Genomic DNA, 25,024 nt, shown 5'->3' on the forward strand with positions numbered 1-25,024 from the left:
GTCAGAGACCTTGCAGGAGATGGCAACGCGCGTGATGCGTCGGTGACAAAGCGGAGAATTCGGGGACGGTACCTGTCCGGCAGGCGGCAATCGCCTGGCTGCAGCGCGGGTTGAAGGCGCAACCCGGCGGCGGATCGAGCGCCGAGGGTATCTCGCCCTGAAGGCGGATGCTGCCGGAAGCCGGGTTCATCGGATCGGGTATCGAAGCGATCAGCGAGCGGGTGTAGGGATGCGCGGGTGCGGTGAAAATCTCGTCCCAGCGTCCCTGTTCCACGATCCGGCCGAGATACATGACGGCGATGCGATCGCACATATGCTCCACGACGCCGAGATCATGCGAAATCATCAGCAGCGCCACGCCGAGTTCGTTCTTCAGCTCCAGAAGCAGGTTGATGATCTGCGCCCGGATGGAGACGTCGAGCGCCGATACCGGCTCGTCGCAGACGACGAGCTTCGGTTCGACGATCAGGGCGCGCGCGATGCAGATGCGCTGCCGCTGGCCGCCGGAGAACTCGTGCGGATAGCGCTTGGCTGCGTCGGGTCTAAGCCCGACCTTGCGCAGCATCTCTGCGACGCGGTCTTCCCGCTCGCTGGCATTGCCGATGCCGTGCAGCTTCAGCGGCCCGCCGAGGCTCTGGCCGACGGTGTGCCTCGGATTCAGCGAGGCGAACGGGTCCTGAAACACCATCTGCACGATGCGTGCGCGGTCCAGCCGGTCGGAGTGACTGCTCGCGCCGCTCACGTCCTGTCCGTCGAGCACGATCCGTCCGCCGCTCGCCGGCACAAGGCCGAGAATGGATTGCGCGAGCGTCGATTTTCCGCAGCCCGATTCCCCCACGAGGCCGAGACATTCGCCGGCCTTCAGGTCGAGGTTCACGCCATCGACGGCCTTGAGCAGGCCGCGCCGGAAACCGAAGCCCTGACGGACAGGGTAATGAACCTTGAGATCCTCGATGCCTAGGATATCGGGACGCGCGGTCCCGGGATTTTCCATGGTGACGTCAGCCATTGAGATAGCACCTCTTGCGGCCGCCCGAGGAAAGCGGCGTCGTTTCCGGCTCGGCTGTCAGGCATTGCGGCATGACTTCGGCACAACGCGGAGCGAAGCGGCAGCCCTTTCCGTATTCGACGATGGGGGGAACCACGCCCGGTATTTCGGCAAGCTTCGCCTGACCGGCGACGAGACGCCGGCCGAGACGCGGCAGCGATGCCACCAGCCCTTGCGTGTAGGGGTGCTGCGGATCGGAGAAGATCTTCTCCGCCGGCTGTTCCTCCACCAGATGGCCGGCATACATCACCGCCACCCGATGGCAGACACGGGCGACAAGCCCGAGATCGTGGGAGATCATCAGCACGGCGGTGCCTCGGGCGCGACAGAGATCGAGGATCAGTTCGATGATTTCGGCCTGAATGGTGACATCGAGCGCCGTCGTCGCCTCGTCGGCGATCAGGAGATCCGGATCGCAGGCGAGCGCGATGGCGATCATCACGCGCTGGCGCATGCCGCCGGAAAGCTGATGCGGATAATCGTTTACCCGCCGGCTGGCAGCCGGCACCTGCACCTGTTCCAGACATTCGATGGCGCGCTTGCGCGCCGCCCGACGGCTCATGCCCTGATGCAGGACGAACATTTCGCCGATCTGGTCGCCGATGGTCATCAGCGGATTGAGCGCCGTCATCGGCTCCTGGAAGATCATGGCGATGCGGTTGCCGCGCAGCATCCGCATGTTGCGGTTGGGCAGGCGGGCGATATCGCCGCCATCGAAGCGGATGTGGCCGCCGGTCACCCGAAGCGGGCCGCCCAGCAGTCCCGCGACCGAAAGCGCCGTCAGGCTCTTGCCGCAGCCGGATTCTCCGACGAGGCCGACGACCTCGCCGCGGCCAATCGACAGGTTGAGGCCTTCGACCGCCGGGAAATCCTCGCCATTGACGGAGAGCGAGATCCGCAGGTCCTCGATTTTGAGAATGATATCCTCGCTCATGCCCGCCGTGCCTTCCCCTGCGGATCGATGAGATCGCGCAGACCGTCGCCCAGGAGATTGAACCCGAGAACCGTGAGGAAGAGCGCCGCACCGGGGAAGATGGCGATCCATGGCGAGACCATCAATTGCTCCCGCGCATGGGAGAGCATCGAGCCCCAGCTCGGCGCCGGCGGCACGACGCCCAGCCCGAGGAAGGAGAGCGAAGCCTCCGCCATGATCGCCGAGCCGATGCCCATGGTGGCGATCACCACCAGCGGACCCGCAATGTTCGGCAGAAGCTCGCGGAACATGATGTGAAGGCGCCCGTAGCCCATGGTCTGCGCCGCCTGCACATAGCTGCGCGATTTCTGCGACAGCACCTGTGCGCGGCTGATGCGACAGCTATAGGCCCAGTCGGTCATGCCGAGCGCAATCAAGAGGCTCGTGACTCCCGGTCCGAGTACGGCCATCAGCGCCAGCGCGAAGACCACCGTCGGGATGGAGAGCATCAGGTTGGTGAGGCCCTGGACGAATTCATCCCACCAGCCGCCGAAATAGCCGGCCGAAAGACCGAGCGCCACGCCGATGCAGGTGTTCATGAGCTGTACGACCAGCCCGATGGTGAGCGAAATGCGGGCGCCATAGACCACGCGGCTGAAGATGTCGCGGCCCTGTTCGTCCGTTCCCATCAGGAACGACAGGCCCGGCGGCTCCTCGGCATAGATGAGGTTGGCGTCGAGAACGGGGTCATGGGTGGCGATCAGCGGCGCGAAGAGCGCGACGAAGACCATGACGACCAGGATCAGCCCGCCGACGAAGAGATTGGGACGCAGGAGATGGAGGAGTTTCATCGGTAGCGGATCCTCGGATCGATCAGCATGTAGGCGATGTCGACCAGCGTATTGATGAGCAGGAAGAACAGCACGATGACGAGAATGCAGCCCTGCACTGCGGGAATGTCGCGCAGCGAGACGGACTGGATGAGCAGCGATCCGACGCCCGGCCATGCGAACAGGCTTTCGATCACCACCGAGCCGCCCAGCATGGAGCCGAATTGCAGGCCGATGGTCGTCAGCACCAGAACGAAGGCGTTGCGGGCCAGATGCCGGGTGACGATGCGGGTCTCGCTCATGCCCTTGGAGCGCGCCGTGCGGATGAAATCGGCGCCGCGCACTTCGAGCACGGCCGCCCTCGTGGTTCTGGCGAGAAGCGCCATCGGGCCGATGCCAAGGGTGAGCGCCGGCAGGATGAGGTGCTGCAATCCGCCCTGCCCGTAGCCGAAGGTCGGCAGCCAGCCCAGTTGCAGCGAGAAAAAATACATCGCCAGCAGGCCGAACCAGAAGCCGGGCACGGAAAGCCCCGAAACCGCCCCCATCATCGCCGCCATGTCGATCCAGCTTCCCGGCCTTGAGGCCGCGATGAAGCCGAGCGGCAGGCCGATGGCGACCGCGAACAGGATGGCGGCGCAGGCCAGACGGAAGGACGCGACGATGCGGCTTTCCAGCATGTCGATCACCGGCCGGCGGGTGGAGAAGGAGGTTCCGAGATCGCCGCGCGCGAGGTCGGCGACGTAGCGGCCGAAGCGCTCGGGCAAGGGATCGTTCAGATGAAGCTGTTCCTCGATCCGGGCCATGACCTTGGGATCGATATCGCGTTTTTCACCGACCAGCGACGTGACGAAGCTGCCGGGTATGACGCTGAACAGCAGGAAGACGAGCGTCACCACGACGGCGACGGTCAGAAGCGCCTGCATCAGCCGCCGCGCAATCACCATCAGCATGAAGTGTTCCTCTGTTCCGGGACGCGGACGCCGCATGGATGACACGCGACGCCCGAACCGGAAAGGTTGGCCAGAAAGGTTGGATTGACAGGAGCCGATGGACTTACTTGCGTCCCGGGGCGTTCTCATCAAGCCAGATCTGGTCGACTTCGAGGATGGCGGCTTCCGTTACGTTGGAGTCGACGCCGTGCACCCAGGGCTGCGTGGCGACGACGGCCTTGTTGTAGTTGTGGAACCACACCGGCGCCTGTTCGAAGATGTAGCCGTCGGCTTCCTTGGCCAGCTCGATGCGGCGCTTGGGATCGGGGTCGGACGAGGCGGCATCGATCATGGCGTCGAATTTCGGATCGGCATAGCCGCTGCGGTTGCAGGCAGAGCGGGAGACGCGGCTGTCGAAGCAGCGCAGCGCGCCGACCGGATCGGGACCCGTGCCGTTGGAACGGAACCATGCCATGGCCTCGCCGGCATTGATCGCATCGAGCAGGACGCCCGATTCCACCACTTTCGGCTTGGCGTTGATGCCGACCGCCGAGAGGAAGGGCATCATGGCCTGCAGAACGCCGAGGCTGCTTTCGCCATCGGTCACCATCGCCTCGAATTCGAAACCGTCGCCATAGCCTGCTTCCTTCAGGAGCTGCTTGGCCTTTTCCGGATCATAGGCATAGGGCTGGCGGTCCTTGTCGAAGGCGACCGAGGTCATCGGCAGCCAGCCCGTGGCCTTGAACGCCTTGTCCTTCAGGAGCTTGCGGATGATGATGTCGCGGTCGACGGCATAGTTGATCGCCTGACGCACGCGAACGTCGTTGAAGGGCGCCTTCTGGACGTTCATGCCCATATGGCGGGTAAAGAGTTCGGGAACCTCGATCAGGCCCTTCGACAGTTCCGGATCTGCCTTGTAGGCAGCATAGGCGCTGCCGGAAAGCACAGTGGCGTCCAGTTCGCCGGCGCGGAAGGCGACGTCGAGCGCGCTGTATTCATCGGTAATGGTGAATTCCACGCGGTCCGCGTAGGGCTGGCCGGGCTTGTAATACTTGTCGAACTTCTCGCCGACGACGCGCGAACCCTCGACATGCTCGACGAAGCGGAACGGGCCGAGACCGACGGGATGCGACAGGAATTCCGGCTTGTCGGCCTCTTCCTTCGGCAGGATGGCGGTCACGGCCTCGAACAGCAGGGTGCCCGGCTCGAGGTAGTTCTTGAAGGTGATCTCAAGGGTGAAATCGTCGATCTTCTTCAGGCCGGAGATCGAGGTGGCCTTGCCGGCCGCATAGTCTTCCGCGCCGACGATTTCCGAGATCATCGGGGAACCCGGATAGCCCTTCGCCGGGTCCATGATGCGGGTGTAGGACCAGATCAGGTCGTCCGCCGTCATCTTGCGGCCATTGTGGAAATAGGCGTTGTCGCGCAGCTTGTAGGTGAAAGTCTTGCCGTCGGCCGAGGTTTCCACCGAGGTCGCCAGATCGAGCGCCGGCCGGTTTTCGGCCGAATCCCAGGTGTAGAGCGCGCGGTGGAAGGCCTTGGAAACGGCCATGTCCTGCGATTCATAGGTGATGTGCGGATCGAGCGATTTCAGCGCCGAGCTGTAGGGGGCCGGCAGGTGCAGCGTGCCGCCGGGGATCGGGTCCTGCGCCATAACCGGCGAGAACTGGGTCAGAACGCTGATTGCGGTGGCGGCAAGCAGAAGGCGGGCCGAACGCAAACAGCCGGCGGATGTCTTGAGTAATGTCATGGCAGTATCCCTCTAGTGGTTATTTTCTATCTTCATGCATGCGAGCATTTCGTTTGATGCTCTTTTCCTGCCCCACAGGAGGCGCGAGGCAAATTGGGTGTCAGGACGGGTTTAGCCCTCCTTTCAGGACGGCTTCGTGAATGAGCCGCCCGACATCGGGGAAAAACGTTCTGTCGTCGGCCGACCAGTGGCTGTCGGTCATCACGCAGGCGACGAAGCTTTTCCCGGATGCCGTCTCGGCATAGACGAGATCGTGGCGTGTCCAGCTCGTATGGCCCGCCTTCGACCACAGAAGCGTGGTTTCAGGCATTCCCTCCCCGAGAAAGCCCCGCGCCTGATCACCTTCCGGCGGAATGCCGGTTTCGGCAAAGGCCCGCCGCTCCCGGCTGCGGTCCATCAGCTCCATCATCCAGTCGGAGGCATCGGTCGCGCCGCGCACGATGTCATGCATCAGCATGGCGCAGGCGCGCGCCGTGAGGCGGTTGCCCTTCGAATGAGACCTTGCCTGATAGGAACAGCCATACGGGCTGTCTTCGTAAGTGGCATGCAGGACGTTGATGTCGCGGAACTCCGGCCGGTCGAGACTTGTCAGCCAGTCCTGCACCGCGTGCCGACGGCGAAGCCAGTCGGCAAGGTCCGCATCATCCAGGCAGGGGCCGTCGAACGCACCCGTCAGCCGGCCCATGAGAAATGCCGTGGCTTCGTTGGACGACAGTTCGATCATGGCGCGGGCGGCGCGCCGGTCTTCGTCGTCAGGCTGAAAGCGCCCCATGGCCTCGAAGGCGGTGAAAGCGTAGAGACAGAAGAGCTTCATCACGCTTGCCGGATAGACCGGCACATCCTGTCGGTAACCGAAGAGCGCGGTTTCCGGCAAAGGCCCGCAACCGCTTCCGCGCAGCGGCCGGTCATGAACGGCGAGCGCCAGTCCGATGGCATCCGGCCCCAGCCTGCCGGCGCTGCGCTCGCCCGCAAGGCCGATGATCCCGTCTCGAAGTTCGTCGAAGTCTGCCGCGTTCACGTATCAATCCGCATTCTGTTCGCCGTTCCGAAAGCGGTGCAAACCGGTCCCGGTAATGGCGATGTCATGATCAACATGAATGAAGCTTAAGTCCGATATGCAGCTCTTCGATACGAAAAATGCGCTGCAAGTTCATTCATTCATGATATGAAGTTGTGATGCGTGGACACGGGCCGGGGGTATTTCATGGGCGATCTCAATCTGCGGCAGATCGAGGTCTTCAGGGCCACGATGAAGTTCGGGACGGTGACGGCGGCGGCGGCCGCTCTCGCCTCGTCGCAACCGACGATTACCCGGGAATTGAGGCGTCTCGAGGATACGGTGGGCTTCCTGCTGTTCGAACGCCGGCGTCAGCGGCTCCATCCGACCGCCCGGGCGCTGAAGCTCTACCATGAAGTACAGGCTTCCTTCATCGGCCTCGATCGCATCAATGTCTGCGTCCACGGGCTTCGTGGCTCCTATGACGAAATCCTCTATATCGCCACCCTGCCCGCCTTCGCCCAGAACCTGCTGCCCGAGGCGCTACAGCGTCTCATGACCCGTCACCCGCACGTTTCGGTGCGCATCGACACCTCCGACCCGCGGGACCAGTCGCCGATTTCCGGCTTCAACTTCGATATCGGCCTGATCGAGGGAAGTTATGGTTCGGAAAGCGCCGATGTCCTGACCGTCGGCAGTTTCGATCAGGTCTGCGTGATCCCTGCCGGCCATGCGCTGGCAGAAAAGAAGGTTCTCGTTCCAGAAGATTTCCACGATGTCGACTTCATTTCTCTCGGCGACAATGACCCCTTCCGTATGCAGATCGACCGCATGTTCGACGAAGCCGGGGTGACGCGAAAGATGTCGATCAGCACGCAATCGGCAAATGCCGTCTGCGAAATGGTCGCCTGCGGACTGGGGGTGGCGATCATCAATCCGCTGACCGCCCTGTCCTATCGTGACAGACCCATCGTGCTCAGAAGGCTGTCCCGCTCGATCCACTTCCTCGTTTCGGCGCTGAGGCCGGCAAACCGGCCCGTGGTCAACAGCGGCGAGAGCCTCGTGCAATATCTGACCGCCGTCTGCGGCGAGCGGGCGCGCCTGCTGGAAAGCATTCTGGAGCGATAGCCGACATCCATTGGTGCCGGCGGGTTTCTTGCCGGAAGGTGTGCCGTCGGGGTTCATGCCGTAACGGCGGAAGCCGCAAGGCTCATTGCTCCCCAGCGGCTTTTCGAGATCGGCCGGATCTTCCTTGAGGCCCGCAAGGAAATCGCCCGCCGCCACGGCTTCGTCTACGGCCCGGAGCGCGCCTGGGCGAAACTCGGCCTTTGAAACGGGCATTCGAAGGGCCTTTAACCTTGCCGCATTCTTCCCATATTGATGACAGACATCATGTTTGATGCTAGGGATGTTGGTCGTCATGACAAGGCCAGCGACAAGCGAGAGAAATTTGCGATGAAAGTCACGCGCGAGCAGATGGCGGAGAACCGGCTCCGCATTCTCGATTCGGCAGCCGAACTCTTCCGGGCCAAGGGTTTCGAGGCAGTGACCGTCGCCGAAGTGATGAAGGCCGCGGGCCTGACCCATGGCGGCTTCTATGGTCATTTCTCTTCCAAGGACGATCTGGTCGCCCAGACGCTGGCCCATGCCTTGAAAATCGACGCCGAAGGCAAATCCAGCGTCTCCTCCTGGATCGGCAGCTATCTGTCGCCGCGTCACCGGGACGATGCCGGCCATGGCTGCCCGACGGCAGGCCTCGCGGCCGAGACCCGCCATCAGAGCCCGGCGGCACAGGCCGCGATGACCGAAGGCGTCCGCGCCCAGATCGAGAGAATAAGCCAGGCGATGCCGGGCACGGGCGAGGCCGAAAAACGCCGGGCGGCGATCGGCTGCTGGTCGGCCATGGTCGGCGCCGTGATCCTCGCCCGCGCCATCGCCGATCCCGAACTCTCGGATGAGGTGCTCAACGAAACCCGCGCCTGGATCGACGCTGCCATCGCAAGGGATGCCGCTTGACGGGACGGGCAAAAAGCTCGGAGAGCCTTATGCGCCCTCGTCCTTGGGGTTGAGACGGGTCAGGCTTTATGGCGGCAGCGAGTTGAAACCGCCCGCCAGACGCGCAACGGCTGTTTCGCCGCGACGCTCACCGTGGTGGCCCTGACGCTCCGCGCCTGCCGGAACCTCGTTGCACAGTATCGCTCCAGATAGCCGGAGCAACTTGACCCCGGGTCGGCTCCCGTGGCTGACCCGCCTTGCCCCGTGGTATCGAGAGACGATCTCTAAAGCAGGTCATAGACCCTGATGATCCAGCTGATCTGGTAGATGGCTCCGACCACCAGAAACACGAACTGGAAACGTCTCCCCTTCACGAACATGGCCGTGATGGCGGCGGCCGCGAACAGGCATTGGCGCAGGACGTATTCGGTTCCGAGCGAGGCGAAATAGTCCTGTCCCTTGATCAGCGTATCGCCGATATCGAAGATGAAGGTCAGCGCGAGGACGCCGTAGAACCAGCGTTTGCGGGCCTCGAAATAGTGCTCGTAGCCCTGATAATCGGTGATCTGGTCGGGAAACAGCAGCGCGGTCAGCGCCGCATAGAGCATGGTGTAGACGATCAGGAAGAAATAGACCTGAAAGTTCCATTGCGGAACGAGCCTGAGGTGAAATTCGTACCACCAGAAATGAATGATGGTGACGAGCAGGAAGAACGCCCATCCCAGATGGATCGGATAGATTTTCACGCTGCCCGGATGCTGCACGAAGCGCGTCAGGCCGTTCACCAGCCTCGCGAGGCTGAGGCCGAGAACCATGCCGACGATCACGCGCACATGGGTGAAGCCTTCCGCGCTGCTGGCCAGAGCATCCATTGTCCCACTCCCTCCGAAACCTCGTCACTCCGTCGGTCGGCTCGCATGCAGCCCCACCAGACGCGACAGCAGGATAACCGTATAAAGCACGCCGAGCACGGCCTCGAATGCAGCGAAGGACTGGGCATAGAAGCCGACCGGTGTGATGTCGCCGTACCCCACGGTCGTCAGCGTCACGAAGCTGTAATAGACGAGTTGCTGCCAGCCGATCCGTGCGCCTGAGGAGGCGACGAAGGAACCCGGCTGCAGCCAGTCGATCAGCGCGAAGACCGCCGCGAAGCATGACCCGATGACGAGATAGAGCGAGGTCGCCGCCAGCACGACATCGGTGACGACGATGCGCGCCGTGAAGGTATAGCGGATCAGAACGGCGATCATCAGCCCGTGATAGACGATCGAGGTCAGATAGACGTCGAGCGCCGCAATCGGGCCTGGCCGATAGGAGTTCAGCAGGCCAGCGATGAAAACCGAGAGGCCGGCAACGCTTACCGCCAGCCGCCAGCCCCTGCCCTTTTCCAGCGCCCAGGTGCCGGCGACGAAGATCGAGGCATAAAACAGATAGAAGACCAGAGGGCCGATCCCGCCAATCGTCGACAGTGGATAGGTCAGGTTATGCAGCAGGATCGCGACCAGCAGCAGGACGTTGGCCGTCAGGGCCTGTTTTGATTGTCGGTTGCCGTCGGGCTCGGTCGTCATTTATGGGCGGCCTCCCCTTCCCGGCAGCTCGATGCGAGGAAAAGCATGACGACCAGCACGCCGGCGCCGAGCGCAAGCGTCGGAAGATGCATGACGAAGGACAGCGCCGACCACGCGCCGATGGCGCAAACGGAGACGGGATAGCTGAACGGCACCTTCTCGGCCATGGTGCGATGGAAAAGCGCGCTGCCGGCCAGGAAGAGCGCCGGACCGGAAAACGCGATCAGCGCGGTGGAGGCATGGGTGGCTTCCACCGGATGAGACGCCATCTGCTCGATGGCGACCGCGACCACGATCGCGCCGCAGACCATGATGCCATGGGCATAGGCAAGCCCCGCGCGGGCAAGATCAGTGTGGTCCGCCGCATGGCTGAACCGATGCTCTCCCGTTTCCGACAGCTGCACGAAATAGATCCACCAGATCGCGACGATCACAAGGAAACCGACGAGTGCTGCGCCGAGCATCGGTGCGTCCAGCGGCTTTTCCACCAGCATGGCGCCGAGCAGGAGCACGGATTCCCCGAGCGCGATGATGAAAACCTGCTGGTTGCGCTCGAGCAGGTGAAGACCCTTCAGCGGCCAGGAAGACATCGGCGTTGCGCCCGCGCCGGGCAGCCAGAAGCCGGCATAGGGCGCTCCGTAATCGACGGCGACTGCCACGATCCACAGCCAGATCCTGTGCTCCGGCAGGAAAGCGCCGGCAATCCAGAACAGGCCGGAAAGCGCGCTCCATGCACAGAGCTGCGCGTAGTTGCGGCCCATGCGCTCACCCCGGAAAACGAGCGCCATATAGGCGGCGCGGACCACCGCCATGGTCACATAGGCGCCGACGAACAGGTCGGAGCGCTCCGAATACGCTTCGGGCACGGCGGCAGCCATCATCAGCGCACAGCCCATCAGGAAGACCATCAGCAGGCGGCCGTTGCGATGGTCGGGGTTCAGCCAGTTGGTTGCCCAGGCGGTGTAGTTCCATGCCCACCATACCGCGGCAAACAGGGTCGCGGCTTCCACGACGCCCTCCCAGCTCTGGTGAGCTAGAAGGAAATGCGAAAGCTGGATGATGGAGAAGACATAGACCAGGTCGAAGAACAGCTCCATGTTGGTGACGCGCGGCTGCGCGCCGGCATCCGGTTTACGCAGGGCGTCGGCGGGAAAAAGACGGGCGAAGAGTGACTGGCTCATGGAGACCTTTTCACGAGTGAGGAATTCCGTCCCAAGCTACGGCCACGCTCAGGACTTCAGCAAGAGCCAGGCGGCAAAACCGGCGATCGCGGCCGGGACGGCGAAGACGACGAGAAGGATCGGCAGTTCCTCCGACACGCCATAACCGGCCTTGGTCACGCCCACCCACATGTTGGTCAGCGCCACGAGCAGCCAGACGGGCACGAAATACCGGGCAGCCAGCGCAATGCCGGCGGCATCCCCGCCCCACAACTTTCCAAACAACGCAAAAACGCCGAGCAGGAGGATGCCGGCGGAAATAACGAGCAGCATATGCATGAAAACAGGTCCCCTCTTCCCGTGCCCCCGAACCGATTGCGTCCACCCCCTGTCTTCGGAGCGGGTCACGGCAGCATATTTCACGGCATTCCAGGCAGGGCGAAGCTTTGCCACCTTGATCGCCGCAATCAAGCGTTTCGGGTCAACCTACCGTCTGTGCCGACTTGATAAAGCGGGCATTGATGACAACACCTGTCAGAAATGACGAACAATCGCGGGTGCCGATCGATGGGCGAAGAACATTCGTTCCGGTTCTCCTACGTCTTGCGTGTGGCTCGAAGACGGGCATCCGCGTCTATGTGGTCTCGCCCGACCCGATCTACACGGCCGGCCTGGTCGAGCTTGCCGGCGACGGCAAGGCGCAGATCTGACTTCTGCGGCCCCGTGCCCGGCGGCCCGTTTCAGCCAAGCGCCTGGCTTGCGAGGCCATAGGTCGCAGGCCCCTCGGATGTCGCGACCTGAGGGACCGCATTGCCATGGGAGAGCGACATGGTCAGGACCGTGTCGAACACCGGCAGGCCGGCATGGGAGAGGAAGGTGGCGAAAGCGCCGCCGTCGCGATGGGTGTCGAGCCTCAGGAACGCGCCTTCGTGGTCGAGCACATGCGGCTGGACCACGGCGATCGCATCCTCGTCATTGCCGGCGACGACAGGGCCGACGACATGGCCCCGGCCGAAATGGCGACACAGGGCGAAGGCCTCGAGCCGGCCTTCGCGGAAGAGACCGTAGCCGACGGATTGCTCGAAAAGCTTTTCCATCAGCACGCGCCGCTCGACACCGAAGGCCAGGGCGTCGAGTTCTGTTGCCCGGTCAAGATGTTCGGGGCCAAGCGTCGAAATCGTCGCGCCGTCGGGAAGCGGCACGGGTGTCGCCAGCCGCCTTGCCTCGCCCTGACACTGGTAGACGGTCTTTTCCGGCGCGAAGTTGAGCGACTGGTAAAGACGGCGCGCCGCGCGCGTGGCGTTGAGGCGAAGGCCGCGCTCCTTGCACTCGGCAAGGATCCGCTGCATCAGCCAGTTGCCGGTGCCGTTGGTCTGCAGCCTTGGGGAGGAGATGACCATGCCGACGGTGGCGAAGTGGTCGCCATGGGAGAACCACATGGCCGAGCCGAGGACGCGGTCGATCTCGTCCAGCGCCACGAAGCCGCGGCCCATTTCCCTGAGGAACTGCCAGTCATCCGCCCGGTGCGGCCAGCCGACCGCGATGGAAAGGGCATGCAACTGCTCCAGACTGGCGTCGTGGATGTCGACCATCCGCGCCTGAAATGTATCGACCAACAGAGACTCGGACGCCGAGGGTTCCATTCGCCATCTCCCTTTCCCATGCCGTTTATTCCGGTACCGCGCCGCGCGACCCCGTGAATTCGGCATTTCACTGAGTTTCCTGAAGAATACGCCGGCGTCATCGATACAAATTGCTTGAGAGTGCTGAGCATACACAACAATCCACCAAAACAAGCCCGCTTTCGGCATGCAATCGGGCGCCCTGCCCTTAAGCTTCATGAGCAGAAACAACCGTCGGGGGCCTTTTCGACCGCCCGCAGCCACGAATGAAGAGTTCGAGCATGACGCCTCCCATTCCTTCCATCGACAGTGCCGCAAGGATCCCGTCCCAGGCCGATGTGGTCATCCTCGGCGGCGGCATGGCGGGCATCGCGACTGCCTGGCATCTGGCCCGGCGCGGAACCTCCGTCGTCGTCATCGAGAAGGGACGCGTCTCGGCCGAACAATCGAGCCGGAACTGGGGCTGGTGCCGCCAGCAGAACCGCGACCCGCGCGAACTGCCGCTTGCCCAGCTTGCCATCCGCATATGGGAAACGCTGAATGCGGAGACCGGCGAGGAAACCGGTTTCGTGCGCAGCGGCCTCGTCTATGCCTCCAACAATGACGCGGACATCGCCACCTGGGAAAAATGGGGCAAGATTGCCCGTGGCTTCGGAGTCGATACCCGCATGCTCTCGGGCGCAGAGGTTTCCGCCATGCTGCCGGGCAACAGCCGCACATGGCGCGGCGGCGTGCATTCCCCGACCGACGGTCGTGCCGAGCCGCAGCTTGCGGTTCCCGCCATTGCTCGCGCCGCGCAACGCGCCGGCGCCGTGATTGTCGAAAACTGCGCCGCTCGCGCCTTTGAAACCACCGCCGGCCGCGTCTCGGGCGTCATCACCGAACAGGGGCTGATCCGCTGCTCGGCGGTCGTGGTTGCCGGCGGCGCCTGGAGCGGCATGTTTCTGCGCCACCACGGCTTCAGGTTCCTGCAGGCCTCGGTGAAATCGACCTCCTTTTATACGATGGCGGCTCCGGCCGTGACCGAGGGCGGCGTATCCATGCAGGATGTCACGCTGCGCCGCCGGCTGGACGGCGGTTATACGGTCGGCCTCAGCGGACAGGGTCAATTGCAGATCACCCCTTATGGACTGCTGCAGGCGAAGCCGTTCTGGCCGACCTTCAAGCTTCGTCGCAAGGGACTGACCTTCGGCATCGGCCGGCAGTTCCTCGATGGTCCGGAGGCAATCATCCGCTGGAGCGCCGACGGCATTTCGCCCTTCGAGCGCACCCGTATTCTCGATCCGAAGCCGGATGCCCATCTGGTGGCCAAGGGCCTGAAGAAGCTTCAGGAGATCTATCCGGCGCTCGCGGGCATCAGGGTGGCCGAAAGCTGGGGCGGCATGGTCGACTCGACACCCGACGCCATTCCGGTCATCTCATCCGTCGCGTCGCAGCCCGGGCTGTTCATCGCGTCCGGCTTCAGCGGCCACGGCTTCGGCATCGGCCCGGCGGCCGGTCAGCTGGCGGCGGATCTCGTTCGCGGAGACAAGCCTTGCGTCGATCCGAAACCCTATCGATATGAACGCATGATCGACGGCACCAATCTCGGTAAGCCGGGCATGCTGTGAGGTGACGATGCAGACCACGGAAATCCTCGAACGCCTCATCGCCTTCCCCTCCGTCGTCGGAACGCCGAACGGTGCGATCGTCGGCTGGGTGCGGGATTATCTCGAAAGCCATGGCGCGCGCGTCCATGTGCTGGACGGACCGGAAGGCGACCGCGCCAATCTTTTCGCCACCATCGGCCCGGCCGATGTGCCCGGCTATGTGCTTTCCGGCCACATGGATGTGGTTCCCGCCGGCGAGCCGGAATGGACCTCCGATCCCTTCCGCCTGCGCGCCGAAGGCAGCCGCCTTTTCGGCCGTGGCACCTCCGACATGAAGGGCTTTCTCGCGGCCGTGCTTGCCGCCGTTCCCGAGATTGCGGCAGCACCGCTGGCGCGGCCGATCCATTTCGCCTTTTCCTATGACGAGGAAGCCGGCTGCCGCGGCGTCCCGCACATGCTTGCGAAACTACCGGAACTCTGCGCGACGCCTGCCGGTGCCATCATCGGCGAGCCGAGCAACATGCGCGCGATCCTCGCCCACAAGGGCAAGGCCGCCGCGCGCATCACCATTGGCGGCCGCTCCGGCCACTCCTCGCGTCCCGATCTCGGCCTCAACGCCGTGCACGCCATGGCTTCCATCCTGACGGCCGCTGTCGAGGAGGCCGAACGGCTGACGCAGGGACCGTTCGATACGGCCTTCGAACCCTCTTATTCCTCGCTTCAGGTCGGAACGATCAGCGGAGGTCAGGCCGTCAACATCATTCCCGACCGCTGCATCGCCGAACTCGAGGCCCGCGCCATTGCCGGCGTCGATCCAACGGCCCTGCTCGCGCCGGTGAAGGCCGCCGCCAGCGCCCTTTCCTCCCGCGGCTTTACCGTCGACTGGGTCGAGACCAGCAGCTATCCGGCACTGTCGCTTGCCGCCGACGCTCCGCTCGCCGCCTTGCTCACTGAACTCACGGCAACGCCTCCACTCGCAGCGGTCAGCTACGGCACCGAGGCCGGATTGTTCCAGGCTGCCGGCATCGACGCGATCATCTGCGGTCCGGGCGATATCGGCCGCGCCCACAAGCCCGACGAATTCATCCTGATCGAGGAACTGCAGTCCTGCCGGGCGATGATCGGCGCGCTTGCCGCTCGCTGCCGGGCCTGACGAACGAGGGGATGCGACCGAAATGACGTTTCTGTTCAACTCCGATGCAAAACGCGGCGCGATCTTCGCCGAAGCTTTCGCACGCGATCTGCCCGATGTGCCGTTCTCGATGGATCCGGCGACCGTCGACCCCGATGCAGTGCGCTACCTCATCACATGGACGGTTCCGGAAAACCTCGCGAGTTACCGCAATCTGGAAATCCTCTTTTCCATCGGCGCGGGCGTGGACCAGTTCCGCATCGACGCCGTGCCGCCGCATGTGAAGGTGGTTCGCATGGTCGAAGATGGCATCGTGCGCATGATGCAGGAATATGTGACGATGGCGGTGCTTGCCCTTCATCGCAACCTGCCCGCCTATCTCGACCAGCAGCGCCACCAGACGTGGCGGATGCTGGCGCAGTCACAGGCAGGCGAGCGACGCATCGGTGTGCTCGGCCTCGGCATGCTCGGCACCGCCGTGCTGGAACGGTTGAAGCCCTTCGGCTTTCCGCTTGCCGGCTGGAGCCGCAGCCCGCGCGAGATCGAGGGCGTCACCTGCCACAGCGGCGCGTCAGGGCTTGCGGCGATGCTGGCGGAGACGGACATTCTCGTCTGCCTGCTGCCGCTGACGCCGGAGACCCGCGGCTTTCTCGATGCCGATCTTTTCCACCAACTGCCGGCTGGCGCGGGCCTCGTCCATGTCGGACGCGGACCGCAACTCGACCATGACGCGCTGATCGCGGCCCTCGACGAGGGACATCTTTCCGGTGCGGTGATCGACGTCACCGATCCCGAGCCGCTGGCCGCCGGCCATGCCTTCTGGTCGCATCCGAAAATCCTGCTGACCCCGCATGTCGCGAGCGTCACGCAACCCGAAACCGCCGCCCGCGCCGTCGTCGAGAACGTCAGGCGCCACAAAGCCGGCCTCGACCCCATCGGGCTCGTGGACCGCACCCGCGGCTACTGATTTCTTACCCCCCCCTCGAAAGGAACCCTATGTCCCTGCTCAAGACCATAGACACCAATCCCGCCACTGCACCGCGCGAATCCGGCCCGCTGCCGGAACGCCTGATTGCCGGCAATCCCTCCTTCAAGACATGGGCGCAGGATGTCGCCCGCGGCGAGATGATCCATACCGGCGTATGGGAAGCCACGCCCGGCGAAACCCGCTCGATCAAGGGCGAGACCTTCGAGTTCTGCCACATCATTTCGGGCGTCGTCGAAATCACCCCGGAAGGCGGCGAGCCGGTCGTCTACAGGGCCGGTGACAGTTTTGTCATGAAGCCGGGTTTCGTCGGCGTCTGGAAGACGATAGAAACCGTTCGGAAAATCTACGTTACGGTCATGTGATTGCGATGTTGCGCGACAAGGTCATCTTCGAGGCTTCCCGCAAGGGTTATACGCTGAGCACGGACCGGAGCCGGTTCGATCCGGTCGAGGTTCATCGCTTCCTCGTCAACGAGTCCTACTGGGCGCGCAACCTCACCTTCGACCAGCTGGAGAGGGCGCTGGAAGGCTCCCTTCCCGTGGCCATCTACGCCCCGGACGGCACGCTTGCCGCCTTCGGCCGGCTGGTGACGGATTACGCTGTCTTCGCCTATCTGCGCGACGTCTTCACCCTGCCCGCCCATCGCGGTCAGGGTCTTGCCTCATGGCTGGCGCTGGAGATCCGTAATCATCCGGAGCTTGCCACCGTCACGAGCTGGATGCTCGCGACGAAGGACGCCCATGCCGTCTACGAGAAGGCCGGCTACCGGCCGGCACCCCATCCCGAATATTACATGACGGTGCCTAAGCTCGAGTAGAGCATAACCGTTGGTTATGGATTCCTCATCGATTTTCGGTGGTGGTGTCATATAGCCGATGCGACAGTCATGCCGAACGACAGGAGAGCGGCATGACTTATCGGATCGGTGTGGATGTCGGCGGGTCCTTCACGGACTTCGCGGTGCTGAACGAGGACACGGGGAGGCTTTCGACGCTGAAGGTATTCTCGAGACCGGATGCGCCGGGCGAGGAAATCCTGCTTGCGCTCGATACGCTGAAGGCGCGCGACGGCATGGACGCCGCCGAGATCGCCTATTTCACCCATGGCACCACGGTCGGCGTCAACACCGTGATCCAGCGCAATGGTCATGACATCGCGCTCTTCACCACCCGCAATTTCGAGGACGTGTTGGAAATCGCGCGTCTGAAGATCCCGCAGATCCACAATCTCTATTCCGTCCGGCCCGAACCGCTGATCCGTCGCGACCGGGTGTTCGGGATCGTGGAACGCACGCTGGCAACCGGCGAGATCGCAGAGGCACCCCGGGAGGATGATGTTGCCCGCGCGGTCGAAGAGGCGCTTGCCGCCGGCTGCAAGGGTATCGTCATCTCCTTCCTCCATTCCTATCGCAACCCGGCGAACGAACGGGCCGTCAAGGCGATGATCGAGCGTCTCGCTCCCGGCCTGCCTGTCGTTTCCTCGGCCGATACGTGGCCGATCATCCGCGAATACGAGCGCACCATCACCGCCGTCATCAGCGGCTATGTGCAGCCGCGCGTCGCCCATTATCTCGACCGCTTCGAAACCGTTCTGCGCGGTCGTGGCGTTGCCTGCCCGCTGCTCATCACCAAGACCAATGGCGGCGTGATGGGCATCGACCAGGCCCGGGCCGAATGCGTGCAGATGATCCTTTCGGGAACGGCCTCCGGCGTCATCGGCGCCGGCTATCTGGCGAAGGCGAGCGGCTTCGACCGGATCATGAGCCTCGATATCGGCGGCACCAGCGCCGATGTCGCGGTGATCGTCGACGGCACCGCGCAATACGGCGTCGGCGAACTGATCGGCGACTTCCAGATCCATGTTCCCTCGGTCTCGGTCAGTTCGGTCGGACAGGGCGGCGGCTCGGTCGCCTGGGTGGACCCGCTCGGCTTCCTTCAGGTCGGCCCGGAAAGCGCCGGCTCGACGCCCGGCCCGGCCTGTTATGGCCGCGGCGGAACCAAACCGACCATCACCGACGCCATGGCCGCCTCCAATCTGATCGGCCACATGCCGCTCGGCTACGGCGCGGTCACGGTCGATCATGCGGCCTCGCGGGCGGCGCTTGCGCCGCTTGCGGCCCAGCTTTCCACCAGCGTCGAGGAACTGGCGGGCAGCGTCATCGATATCTCGGTTTCCGGCATGTATGCCGAAGTGAGCGCGCTCGTCTCGCGTTTCGCCATCGATCCCAGGGAGTTCCACCTGTTCGCCTTCGGCGGCGCGGGCGCCATGCTCGCCTGCTTCCTCGCCCGCGAACTCGACATGAAGGGCGTCGTCGTGCCGCCGACGCCGGGCGTCGTGTCGGCGCTGGGCGGCCTGATCGCCGACCTCAAGAACGACTTTATCCGCACCACCTATTGCGAGGTGAACGAGACCGGCATCGCGGGGCTGCTTCCGGTCTTCTCCGACCTGGAAAACGCAGCACGAGACTGGTTGAAGACACAGGGCCACACGGAGGAAGGCGAGATCCGGCTTTCGGCCGACATGCGCTATCTCGGCCAGTCCTTTGAGATCGAGACGCCGCTGGAGACGGTCTGGCTCACCGCTGGCGATGCGGCTGCGGTCGCCGGCGCCTTCCACCGCGAGCACGAAAGGCTCTACGGCCATTCCGACGAGACGGCTGCCGTGCAGATGGTGAGCCTCAGGCTCGTCATCTCCGGCGCAACGCCGAAATTCGTCCTGCAGCCGGCCCCGGAGGCAACGGGACCAGCCGAACCGCGTTTCCATGTCGAGGGCTGGTTCAAGGGACGCACCTGGGTCACCGGCGTCTATCGACGGGAAGAGCTCGCCGCCGGCCATGAATTCCAGGGACCCGCCATCATCGCCCAGGACGACACGACCACGGTCGTTCCGCCCGGTTTCGAGGTCTGCGTCGACCGCCTCGGAAATCTCGTCATCACCAAGTCGGAGCTGTGAGCATGGCCATCGATCGCCGCAACCTGAAAGTTCTCGCCAACTTCTGCGCCGCCGCGGCCGACGCCATGGCCTTCACGCTGATGCGTACCGCCCATTCGGCCTTCGTCAAGGAGACGGAAGACTTTTCCTGCCAGATCGTCACCCGCGAGGGGCTGGCCTTCGCCAATCCGCGCCAGTTCGGCGCGCCATGGTACAGCGGCATCGATTACGCCCCGCTGCTTGAGATGTTCGACGACTACGCCGAAGGCGACATCTGCATCACCAACGATCCCTATAACGGCTTCGTCGCCACCCATTCGCCGGATATCCACATCTGGAAGCCGGTGTTTCACGAGGGCCGCATCGCTTGCTTCGTCGTCGGCCACATCCACAATACCGATGTCGGCGGCGCAGTGCCGGCTTCTCTCTCTCGCTCGCTGAACGAAATCGAGCAGGAAGGTCTGCGCATTCCGCCGGTCAAGCTCGTCGAGAAGGGCGTGCTGAACCCCTTCATTCCCGAGATGATCCGCGCCAATGTTCGCCTGCCGGACCAGAACCTCGGCGACCTCCACGCCCAGATCGCTTCCGTCAATGTCGGCGAGCGCAAGATCCGGGAGATCATCGACCGCTTCGGTTTCGACACCTTCATCGAGGGCGTCGAGCAGATCCTCGATTATGCCGAAGCACAGGTGCGCCAGATCCTGACGCGCGTGCCGGACGGCGACTACTTCTTCGCCGACTATGCCGATGAGGATTCCGTCGGCGGCAAGCCCTGCCGCGTGGCGCTGACGCTGAAGGTGCGCGGCGACGAGATCGTGCTCGATTACACCGGCTCCGATCCGCAGCTCGGCTCCTCGCTCAACATGCCGACCGGCGGGCGTGAACGCCATCCGCTGGTGATGGTCGGCCTGACCTACGTGCTTTACACGCTGGACAACAGCCTGCTTCTGAATGCCGGCACGCTGCGCCCGGCCAGCGCCATCCTGCCCGAGGGATCGGTGGTCAATTGCCAGCGGCCGGCCGCCGTCGGCATGCGCTCGCTCACCTGCGCCATGACGCAGATCGTCACCGTCGGCGCGTTCGCGCAGGCGCTTCCCGACCTGATGCCGGCCGCCTCTCCCGGCGGTAACGCGATCATGAACATCAAGACCAGCGGTCGCAACGGCCGGCCGGTCATGGCTTCCATCGGTCCGGTCGGCGGCGGTGGCGGTGGCACGCCCTTCGGCGACGGCAGCGACGGCGCGGGCGGAGCCACCGGCTTCCTGCGCAACACGCCGATCGAGATCAGCGAGGCGGAAGTGCCGATCCGTTTCCTGCGCTACGGGCTGGAACCTGACAGCGGTGCACCGGGCCGTCATCGCGGTGGCCTGTCCGCCGTCATGGAATTCGAGGTGTTCTCGCCCGAAACCGTGGTGACGGCGCGAAACCGCAACCGCTCGATCATGCCAGCCTGGGGCGTGAACGGCGCAAAGGCCGGCACGGTGTCCCGCTTCCTGCGCAATCCCGGCCGTGCCGACGAGGTGTCGCTCGGCAATACCGATGTCGTTCATTGCGGTCCGGGCGACGTGATCCGTGTCGTCGGTCCCGGCGCCGGCGGCTGGGGCGACCCCTTCCTGCGCGATCCCGCTGCCGTTCTGGACGACGTCCTGAAGGGGGCGGTCAGCGAGGAAAGCGCAAGACGGGATTACGGTGTCGCCATTCGCGAACGCCGCGTTGACGAAATCGAGACGGCAAGCCTGCGCGCCGGCCGGCCGGTAGACCCCGCTCCCCCGGTCATCACCTACGGAGCGGAACGCCTGGCATTCGAGGCCGTCTGGACCAACGAGCGCTACGATCTGCTGACCGGCTTCCTTGCGACCGCGCCCGTCGGCTGGCGCTTCTTCCTGAAGCACCGGATCTTCGAGGCGGTGGAAAAGTTGGGCTCCGACATCCGGCCGGTCGTCGAGCAGATGCGCGGCCTGTTTCAGGAGATGAAAATCCGGTACGGTCTCTGAACCGAGCATCCACCCCGGAGAAAAAGCCGTTCCATGAATGTCCGCCAGCTCGAGATCTTCCGGACGATCATGCGCGACGGCACCATCACCGCCGCGGCCAATTCGCTCGGCGTCTCGCAACCGGCCGTCAGCAAGCTTCTGCTGCAGCTTGAGGATCAGCTCGGCTACGCGCTGTTCGAGCGGATCGGCGGGCGGCTGGTTCCGACGATGGAGGCGCATCTGCTGTTTTCCGATGCGGACCGCGTGTTCCGCCAGATGGAGGCGCTGAAGACGCTCGCCCGCGATGTCGGCGCCAACAAGATCGGGTTGTTGCGGATCGGCGCGAGCCTGCCGCTTGCCTATTCGGTGCTGCCGCCGGCGCTGGGCGATTTCCGCTCCCGGCATCTGGAGGTGAAGATCCATCTGCACACGCTCCCCAAGCGCGAGATCGCCGAGGCCCTGACCATCGGCGACATCGATGTCGCGGTGACGCTCTCGGCCATTCTGGCCCCCAGCGTGCGGGTGGAGGCGCTCGGCGCCACGCCGATGGTGGCGGTGTTGCGGGAAGGCGATCCGCTCGCCGCCCATGAGGTCATCACGCCGGAGCTTCTCGAAGGCGTGCCGCTGATTTCCTATGGGTCGCATGCCGAGGAAGTCGGGCCGGCGCTCGACGAGGCCTTTGCGTCGAGGGGGCTCAACCGCGATGTCGCGATCCAGATCGCCTCATCCGTCGGTGCGCTGCCGCTGGTGCGGCAGGGGCTCGGCGTCGCCGTGGTCGATGGCCTCGCGGTGCTTCAGGGCGGGGAAGGCATCGTCGCCCGGCGTTTCGAGCCGGTCGTCACCACACGCGTCTCGATTTCGATCAACGAGCAGCGACCGAAGTCCCGTTTCATCTCGGCTTTCCTGCAAAGCCTCCGCCGCTCCTTCGCTGCCGCCAAAGATTGCACTGCCCCCCGCCGGTAAAACAGGATTTTCATTCGCGCCTGCCGTCTCACACGATGCATGCTGCTCATGCGCGGCAGTTACCCTTGCCCAAAGGTTTTGCAAAGGTGCGCGTCATGACCCTCAGTTTCGATCCCGATACCCTTCCGCTGCCCGTCGGTCATTTCATCGGCGACCGGCTGGTGGAGGCCAGTGGCGTCATCGACATGCATCGCCCCTCCGATGGCAAGGCCTATGCCGGCTGCCCTCTGGCCGACGAGGCAACCGTCGACCGCGCCGTCGAAACCGCGAAGAAGGCCCTGAAAGTCAGCAACTGGGGCGGCGTGCGTCCCCGCGAACGCACCAGGGCGATGCAGCGCTGGGCCGACCTGATCGAAGCCGAGGCCGCAACGCTTGCCAAGCTCGAGGCGCTTTCCTCCACCCGGCCGGTTGGCCATCTCGTCGCCGGCGATATCGCCGTCACCGCCGAGCAGATCCGTTTCTTCGCCGAATTCGCCGACAAGGAAGGCAGCGATCTCGTGCCGACCGACGACAACAGTCTCGGCATGGTGATGACGGAGCCCTACGGCGTGGTCGGCGCCATCACGCCGTGGAACTTCCCGGTCTCCATGGCCGGCTGGAAGCTCGGCCCGGCGCTTGCGGCAGGCAATGCGGTGGTGCTGAAACCTTCCGAAATGACCCCGTTCTCCACCGTCTATCTCGCCGAACTCGCCGTGCGCGCCGGCATCCCGGCAGGTCTCATCAACATCGTGCTGGGCGACGGCCCGACCACCGGCAATGCGATCACCGGGCATCCCGATATCGCCAAGATCTCCTTTACCGGTTCGACCGGCGCGGGTTCCGCGATCATGGCCAATATCGCCCGCACCGGGGTCAAGCCGATGACGCTGGAACTCGGCGGCAAGAGCCCGCAGCTCGTCTTCGCCGACGCCGATCTCGGCAAGGCGGCCGACGAGATTGCAAGAAGCATTCTTTCCAATGCCGGACAGGCCTGCGTTGCGGGTTCGCGCCTGATCGTCGAGGAAAGTGTCGCCGGCGCTCTGGTCGAAGCCATCATCGCCCGCATGAAGACCGTGCGCCCCGGCCCGACCTGGGACGAGGCAAGCCAGTATTCGCCGATCATTTCCGAGCGCCAGCGCGGCCGTATCGACAGCATCGTGCAGGCGGCGGTTGCAGCCGGCGGCGAGTGCCTGACCGGTGGCGCGGCGATGGAGGGCGAAGGTTATTTCTACGCCCCGACCCTGATCGCCAATGTCCGGCAGGATTCACCCGCCGTGACCGAGGAGATCTTCGGGCCGGTCCTGACCATGCAGACCTTCACCACGGAGGAAGAGGCGCTGGCGCTTTCCGACCATCCGACCTACGGGCTGGCAAGCGGCATCTTTACCCGCGATCTCTCCCGCGCCATCCGCCTGACCCGCCAGATCCAGGCGGGCACCGTCTGGGTCAACCGCTACAGCCGCTCGCGCGATCACATCCTGCCGACCGGGGGTTACAAACGCTCTGGAATCGGAAAGGATCTCGGCCGCGATGCCTATCTCGCCAACCGCAAGAGCAAGAGCGTCCTCATCAGCCTCTGACAGCACAAGGTCTTTTTCCATGCAGACATATTCCATCGCGCTCATTCCCGGCGACGGCATCGGCCGTGATGTCACCGCGGCCGCCTGGAGCGTGCTCGAAAAGGTTTCCAGCGACGCGGGCTTCGCTCTCAAGGGCACCGAGTTTCCGTGGTCCTGCAAGTTCTACAAGGAAACCGGCGCGATGATGCCGGCAGACGGCATCGAGACGCTGCGCGGCTTCGACGCCATCCTGCTCGGAGCCGTGGGCTGGCCGGCGGAGGTGCCGGATTCGGTCTCGCTGCATGGCCTGCTTCTGCCGATCCGCAAGGCTTTCGTGCAATATGCCAACATCCGTCCGCACCGGTTGCTGCCCGGCGTGCAGGGCCCGCTGAAGGCCGAGGCATTCGACATCCTCTGCATCCGCGAAAACACCGAGGGCGAATATTCCGGCGCCGGCGGGCGCGTGCATCAGGGTACGGCTGACGAAGTGGCGGTGGAAACCTCGATCTTCACCCGCAAGGGCGTCGAGCGCATCCTGCGCTTCGGTTTCGAGCAGGCGCGCGCCCGGCGCGGCAAGCTTGCCTCCATCACCAAGTCGAATGCCCAGAAATATTCCATGGTGTTCTGGGACGAAGTGACGAAAGAACTCTCCTCCGAATATCCCGATGTCACGGTCACCAGCTATCACATCGACGCCATGGCCGCCCGCATGGTCATGGCGCCGGAAAGCCTCGACGTGGTGGTCGCCTCCAATCTCTTCGGCGATATCCTCACCGACCTTGGCGCCGCCATCCAGGGCGGTCTCGGCTTTGCGGCTTCCGCCAACATCAACCCGGACCGCTCCGCTCCGTCGATGTTCGAACCGGTGCATGGTTCGGCGCCCGACATCGCCCATCTCGGTATCGCCAATCCGATGGCCACCATCTGGTCGGCTGCGATGATGCTCGATCATCTCGGCGAAAAGGACGCCGCCGTCCGCATCATGGCAGCGCTGGAGCAGACCACCGCCCGCGGCATCGGCACCGTACCGGGCAAGGACAAGACCGACGTCATCACCGCCGCAGTGCTTGCGGCGCTTTCCTGATATTTAAGGACAAG

The 25,024-nt window shown here is 64.1% G+C and carries 24 protein-coding genes; 13 read left to right on the plus strand and 11 right to left on the minus strand.

The features are described from left to right. Nucleotide 1: 1 nt before the first annotated feature. The 6 genes from NBH21_RS18555 to NBH21_RS18580 all read right to left on the minus strand — a co-directional run bounded on the left by NBH21_RS18555 (nucleotide 2) and on the right by NBH21_RS18580 (nucleotide 6,488). Nucleotides 2-1,009 (minus strand): ABC transporter ATP-binding protein, encoded by a 1,008-nt coding sequence (locus NBH21_RS18555; RefSeq protein WP_250911722.1) that lies wholly within the window; start codon nucleotides 1,007-1,009, stop codon nucleotides 2-4. After that, nucleotides 1,002-1,982: an ABC transporter ATP-binding protein gene (locus tag NBH21_RS18560; RefSeq protein ID WP_250911721.1), complete on the minus strand. Its 981-nt coding sequence runs from the start codon at nucleotides 1,980-1,982 to the stop codon at nucleotides 1,002-1,004. Before NBH21_RS18560 ends, NBH21_RS18555 begins: the two co-directional genes overlap by 8 nt. Next, complete coding sequence (locus NBH21_RS18565; protein ID WP_250911720.1) at nucleotides 1,979-2,812, minus strand: ABC transporter permease; 834 nt, start codon at nucleotides 2,810-2,812, stop codon at nucleotides 1,979-1,981. The genes NBH21_RS18560 and NBH21_RS18565 overlap by 4 nt, the downstream gene beginning before the upstream one ends. Continuing rightward, nucleotides 2,809-3,741 (minus strand): ABC transporter permease, encoded by a 933-nt coding sequence (locus NBH21_RS18570; RefSeq protein ID WP_250911719.1) that lies wholly within the window; start codon nucleotides 3,739-3,741, stop codon nucleotides 2,809-2,811. Before NBH21_RS18570 ends, NBH21_RS18565 begins: the two co-directional genes overlap by 4 nt. A 103-nt stretch (nucleotides 3,742-3,844) precedes the next feature. Further along, on the minus strand, nucleotides 3,845-5,470 hold the full coding sequence (locus NBH21_RS18575; RefSeq protein WP_250911718.1) for an ABC transporter substrate-binding protein: 1,626 nt from the start codon (nucleotides 5,468-5,470) through the stop codon (nucleotides 3,845-3,847). A gap of 100 nt (nucleotides 5,471-5,570) precedes the next feature. Continuing rightward, the gene (locus NBH21_RS18580; RefSeq protein WP_250911717.1) at nucleotides 5,571-6,488 is read right to left on the minus strand and encodes a serine hydrolase; all 918 of its coding nucleotides are present in this window, start codon (nucleotides 6,486-6,488) and stop codon (nucleotides 5,571-5,573) included. Nucleotides 6,489-6,674: 186 nt separating this feature from the next. Here NBH21_RS18580 and NBH21_RS18585 point away from each other — a divergent pair, with 186 nt between their 5' ends. Together NBH21_RS18585 and NBH21_RS18590 are read left to right on the plus strand one after the other, a co-directional pair. Further along, nucleotides 6,675-7,595 (plus strand): LysR family transcriptional regulator, encoded by a 921-nt coding sequence (locus tag NBH21_RS18585; RefSeq protein WP_250911716.1) that lies wholly within the window; start codon nucleotides 6,675-6,677, stop codon nucleotides 7,593-7,595. Between the two features lie 327 nt (nucleotides 7,596-7,922). Next, nucleotides 7,923-8,483 (plus strand): TetR/AcrR family transcriptional regulator, encoded by a 561-nt coding sequence (locus NBH21_RS18590; RefSeq protein ID WP_250911715.1) that lies wholly within the window; start codon nucleotides 7,923-7,925, stop codon nucleotides 8,481-8,483. Nucleotides 8,484-8,746: 263 nt separating this feature from the next. Here the strand turns inward: NBH21_RS18590 and NBH21_RS18595 are convergent, their stop codons facing one another. From NBH21_RS18595 to NBH21_RS18610, 4 genes are read right to left on the minus strand one after another with little or no spacing between them, the layout of a single operon-like run. Beyond that, nucleotides 8,747-9,334 (minus strand): hypothetical protein, encoded by a 588-nt coding sequence (locus NBH21_RS18595; protein WP_250911714.1) that lies wholly within the window; start codon nucleotides 9,332-9,334, stop codon nucleotides 8,747-8,749. Nucleotides 9,335-9,358: 24 nt separating this feature from the next. Beyond that, complete coding sequence (locus NBH21_RS18600; RefSeq protein WP_250911713.1) at nucleotides 9,359-10,030, minus strand: potassium channel family protein; 672 nt, start codon at nucleotides 10,028-10,030, stop codon at nucleotides 9,359-9,361. Beyond that, nucleotides 10,027-11,211, minus strand: coding sequence for a low temperature requirement protein A (locus tag NBH21_RS18605; RefSeq protein ID WP_250911712.1), 1,185 nt, complete (start codon nucleotides 11,209-11,211; stop codon nucleotides 10,027-10,029). Before NBH21_RS18605 ends, NBH21_RS18600 begins: the two co-directional genes overlap by 4 nt. Nucleotides 11,212-11,259: 48 nt before the next feature. After that, nucleotides 11,260-11,529 (minus strand): hypothetical protein, encoded by a 270-nt coding sequence (locus NBH21_RS18610; protein ID WP_250911711.1) that lies wholly within the window; start codon nucleotides 11,527-11,529, stop codon nucleotides 11,260-11,262. Nucleotides 11,530-11,711: 182 nt separating this feature from the next. Between NBH21_RS18610 and NBH21_RS18615 the strand changes: the two genes are divergently transcribed. Continuing rightward, nucleotides 11,712-11,900 (plus strand): hypothetical protein, encoded by a 189-nt coding sequence (locus NBH21_RS18615; RefSeq protein WP_250911710.1) that lies wholly within the window; start codon nucleotides 11,712-11,714, stop codon nucleotides 11,898-11,900. A 30-nt stretch (nucleotides 11,901-11,930) separates the two neighbouring features. Here NBH21_RS18615 and NBH21_RS18620 read toward each other — a convergent pair whose 3' ends face one another. After that, on the minus strand, nucleotides 11,931-12,833 hold the full coding sequence (locus tag NBH21_RS18620) for a GNAT family N-acetyltransferase (protein WP_250911709.1): 903 nt from the start codon (nucleotides 12,831-12,833) through the stop codon (nucleotides 11,931-11,933). A 260-nt stretch (nucleotides 12,834-13,093) separates the two neighbouring features. On the opposite strand from NBH21_RS18620, the gene NBH21_RS18625 reads away from it, so the two are divergent. The 10 genes from NBH21_RS18625 (at nucleotide 13,094) to NBH21_RS18670 (ending at nucleotide 25,010) form a co-directional block, all read left to right on the plus strand. Then, the gene (locus NBH21_RS18625; RefSeq protein WP_250911708.1) at nucleotides 13,094-14,422 is read left to right on the plus strand and encodes an NAD(P)/FAD-dependent oxidoreductase; all 1,329 of its coding nucleotides are present in this window, start codon (nucleotides 13,094-13,096) and stop codon (nucleotides 14,420-14,422) included. Between the two features lie 7 nt (nucleotides 14,423-14,429). After that, nucleotides 14,430-15,554 (plus strand): acetylornithine deacetylase, encoded by a 1,125-nt coding sequence (gene argE / locus NBH21_RS18630; RefSeq protein WP_250911707.1) that lies wholly within the window; start codon nucleotides 14,430-14,432, stop codon nucleotides 15,552-15,554. Nucleotides 15,555-15,576: 22 nt separating this feature from the next. Then, on the plus strand, nucleotides 15,577-16,500 hold the full coding sequence (locus tag NBH21_RS18635) for a 2-hydroxyacid dehydrogenase (RefSeq protein WP_250911706.1): 924 nt from the start codon (nucleotides 15,577-15,579) through the stop codon (nucleotides 16,498-16,500). Nucleotides 16,501-16,529: 29 nt separating this feature from the next. After that, nucleotides 16,530-16,883, plus strand: a complete 354-nt coding sequence (locus NBH21_RS18640; RefSeq protein WP_250911705.1) for a cupin domain-containing protein — start codon at nucleotides 16,530-16,532, stop codon at nucleotides 16,881-16,883. Nucleotides 16,884-16,888: 5 nt separating this feature from the next. Beyond that, on the plus strand, nucleotides 16,889-17,338 hold the full coding sequence (locus NBH21_RS18645; protein ID WP_250911704.1) for a GNAT family N-acetyltransferase: 450 nt from the start codon (nucleotides 16,889-16,891) through the stop codon (nucleotides 17,336-17,338). A 92-nt stretch (nucleotides 17,339-17,430) separates the two neighbouring features. Continuing rightward, a complete protein-coding gene (locus NBH21_RS18650; protein WP_250911703.1) occupies nucleotides 17,431-19,473 on the plus strand; it encodes a hydantoinase/oxoprolinase family protein in 2,043 nt (680 codons plus the stop codon). A gap of 2 nt (nucleotides 19,474-19,475) precedes the next feature. Continuing rightward, a complete protein-coding gene (locus NBH21_RS18655) occupies nucleotides 19,476-21,446 on the plus strand; it encodes a hydantoinase B/oxoprolinase family protein (RefSeq protein ID WP_250911702.1) in 1,971 nt (656 codons plus the stop codon). A 33-nt stretch (nucleotides 21,447-21,479) separates the two neighbouring features. After that, complete coding sequence (locus NBH21_RS18660) at nucleotides 21,480-22,388, plus strand: LysR family transcriptional regulator (protein ID WP_250911701.1); 909 nt, start codon at nucleotides 21,480-21,482, stop codon at nucleotides 22,386-22,388. A 95-nt stretch (nucleotides 22,389-22,483) separates the two neighbouring features. After that, nucleotides 22,484-23,947 carry an aldehyde dehydrogenase family protein gene (locus NBH21_RS18665; RefSeq protein WP_250911700.1) on the plus strand — a complete coding sequence of 488 codons (1,464 nt, stop codon included), beginning with the start codon at nucleotides 22,484-22,486 and terminating at the stop codon, nucleotides 23,945-23,947. A 19-nt stretch (nucleotides 23,948-23,966) separates the two neighbouring features. Further along, nucleotides 23,967-25,010, plus strand: a complete 1,044-nt coding sequence (locus NBH21_RS18670) for a tartrate dehydrogenase (RefSeq protein WP_250911699.1) — start codon at nucleotides 23,967-23,969, stop codon at nucleotides 25,008-25,010. Nucleotides 25,011-25,024: the final 14 nt, after the last annotated feature.

Source organism: Ciceribacter sichuanensis (assembly GCF_024055605.1).
Lineage (GTDB): Bacteria > Pseudomonadota > Alphaproteobacteria > Rhizobiales > Rhizobiaceae > Allorhizobium > Allorhizobium sichuanense.

What these genes read in the sequence shown, in the direction of transcription:
- NBH21_RS18555 (WP_250911722.1), bottom strand. Translation starts at nt 1,009, where the DNA reads ATGGCTGACGTCACCATGGAAAATCCCGGGACCGCGCGTCCCGATATC.
- NBH21_RS18560 (WP_250911721.1), bottom strand. Translation starts at nt 1,982, where the DNA reads ATGAGCGAGGATATCATTCTCAAAATCGAGGACCTGCGGATCTCGCTC.
- NBH21_RS18565 (WP_250911720.1), bottom strand. Translation starts at nt 2,812, where the DNA reads ATGAAACTCCTCCATCTCCTGCGTCCCAATCTCTTCGTCGGCGGGCTG.
- NBH21_RS18570 (WP_250911719.1), bottom strand. Translation starts at nt 3,741, where the DNA reads ATGCTGATGGTGATTGCGCGGCGGCTGATGCAGGCGCTTCTGACCGTC.
- NBH21_RS18575 (WP_250911718.1), bottom strand. Translation starts at nt 5,470, where the DNA reads ATGACATTACTCAAGACATCCGCCGGCTGTTTGCGTTCGGCCCGCCTT.
- NBH21_RS18585 (WP_250911716.1), top strand. Translation starts at nt 6,675, where the DNA reads ATGGGCGATCTCAATCTGCGGCAGATCGAGGTCTTCAGGGCCACGATG.
- NBH21_RS18590 (WP_250911715.1), top strand. Translation starts at nt 7,923, where the DNA reads ATGAAAGTCACGCGCGAGCAGATGGCGGAGAACCGGCTCCGCATTCTC.
- NBH21_RS18595 (WP_250911714.1), bottom strand. Translation starts at nt 9,334, where the DNA reads ATGGATGCTCTGGCCAGCAGCGCGGAAGGCTTCACCCATGTGCGCGTG.
- NBH21_RS18600 (WP_250911713.1), bottom strand. Translation starts at nt 10,030, where the DNA reads ATGACGACCGAGCCCGACGGCAACCGACAATCAAAACAGGCCCTGACG.
- NBH21_RS18605 (WP_250911712.1), bottom strand. Translation starts at nt 11,211, where the DNA reads ATGAGCCAGTCACTCTTCGCCCGTCTTTTTCCCGCCGACGCCCTGCGT.
- NBH21_RS18610 (WP_250911711.1), bottom strand. Translation starts at nt 11,529, where the DNA reads ATGCATATGCTGCTCGTTATTTCCGCCGGCATCCTCCTGCTCGGCGTT.
- NBH21_RS18615 (WP_250911710.1), top strand. Translation starts at nt 11,712, where the DNA reads ATGACAACACCTGTCAGAAATGACGAACAATCGCGGGTGCCGATCGAT.
- NBH21_RS18620 (WP_250911709.1), bottom strand. Translation starts at nt 12,833, where the DNA reads ATGGAACCCTCGGCGTCCGAGTCTCTGTTGGTCGATACATTTCAGGCG.
- NBH21_RS18625 (WP_250911708.1), top strand. Translation starts at nt 13,094, where the DNA reads ATGACGCCTCCCATTCCTTCCATCGACAGTGCCGCAAGGATCCCGTCC.
- argE (WP_250911707.1), top strand. Translation starts at nt 14,430, where the DNA reads ATGCAGACCACGGAAATCCTCGAACGCCTCATCGCCTTCCCCTCCGTC.
- NBH21_RS18635 (WP_250911706.1), top strand. Translation starts at nt 15,577, where the DNA reads ATGACGTTTCTGTTCAACTCCGATGCAAAACGCGGCGCGATCTTCGCC.
- NBH21_RS18640 (WP_250911705.1), top strand. Translation starts at nt 16,530, where the DNA reads ATGTCCCTGCTCAAGACCATAGACACCAATCCCGCCACTGCACCGCGC.
- NBH21_RS18645 (WP_250911704.1), top strand. Translation starts at nt 16,889, where the DNA reads ATGTTGCGCGACAAGGTCATCTTCGAGGCTTCCCGCAAGGGTTATACG.
- NBH21_RS18650 (WP_250911703.1), top strand. Translation starts at nt 17,431, where the DNA reads ATGACTTATCGGATCGGTGTGGATGTCGGCGGGTCCTTCACGGACTTC.
- NBH21_RS18655 (WP_250911702.1), top strand. Translation starts at nt 19,476, where the DNA reads ATGGCCATCGATCGCCGCAACCTGAAAGTTCTCGCCAACTTCTGCGCC.
- NBH21_RS18660 (WP_250911701.1), top strand. Translation starts at nt 21,480, where the DNA reads ATGAATGTCCGCCAGCTCGAGATCTTCCGGACGATCATGCGCGACGGC.
- NBH21_RS18665 (WP_250911700.1), top strand. Translation starts at nt 22,484, where the DNA reads ATGACCCTCAGTTTCGATCCCGATACCCTTCCGCTGCCCGTCGGTCAT.
- NBH21_RS18670 (WP_250911699.1), top strand. Translation starts at nt 23,967, where the DNA reads ATGCAGACATATTCCATCGCGCTCATTCCCGGCGACGGCATCGGCCGT.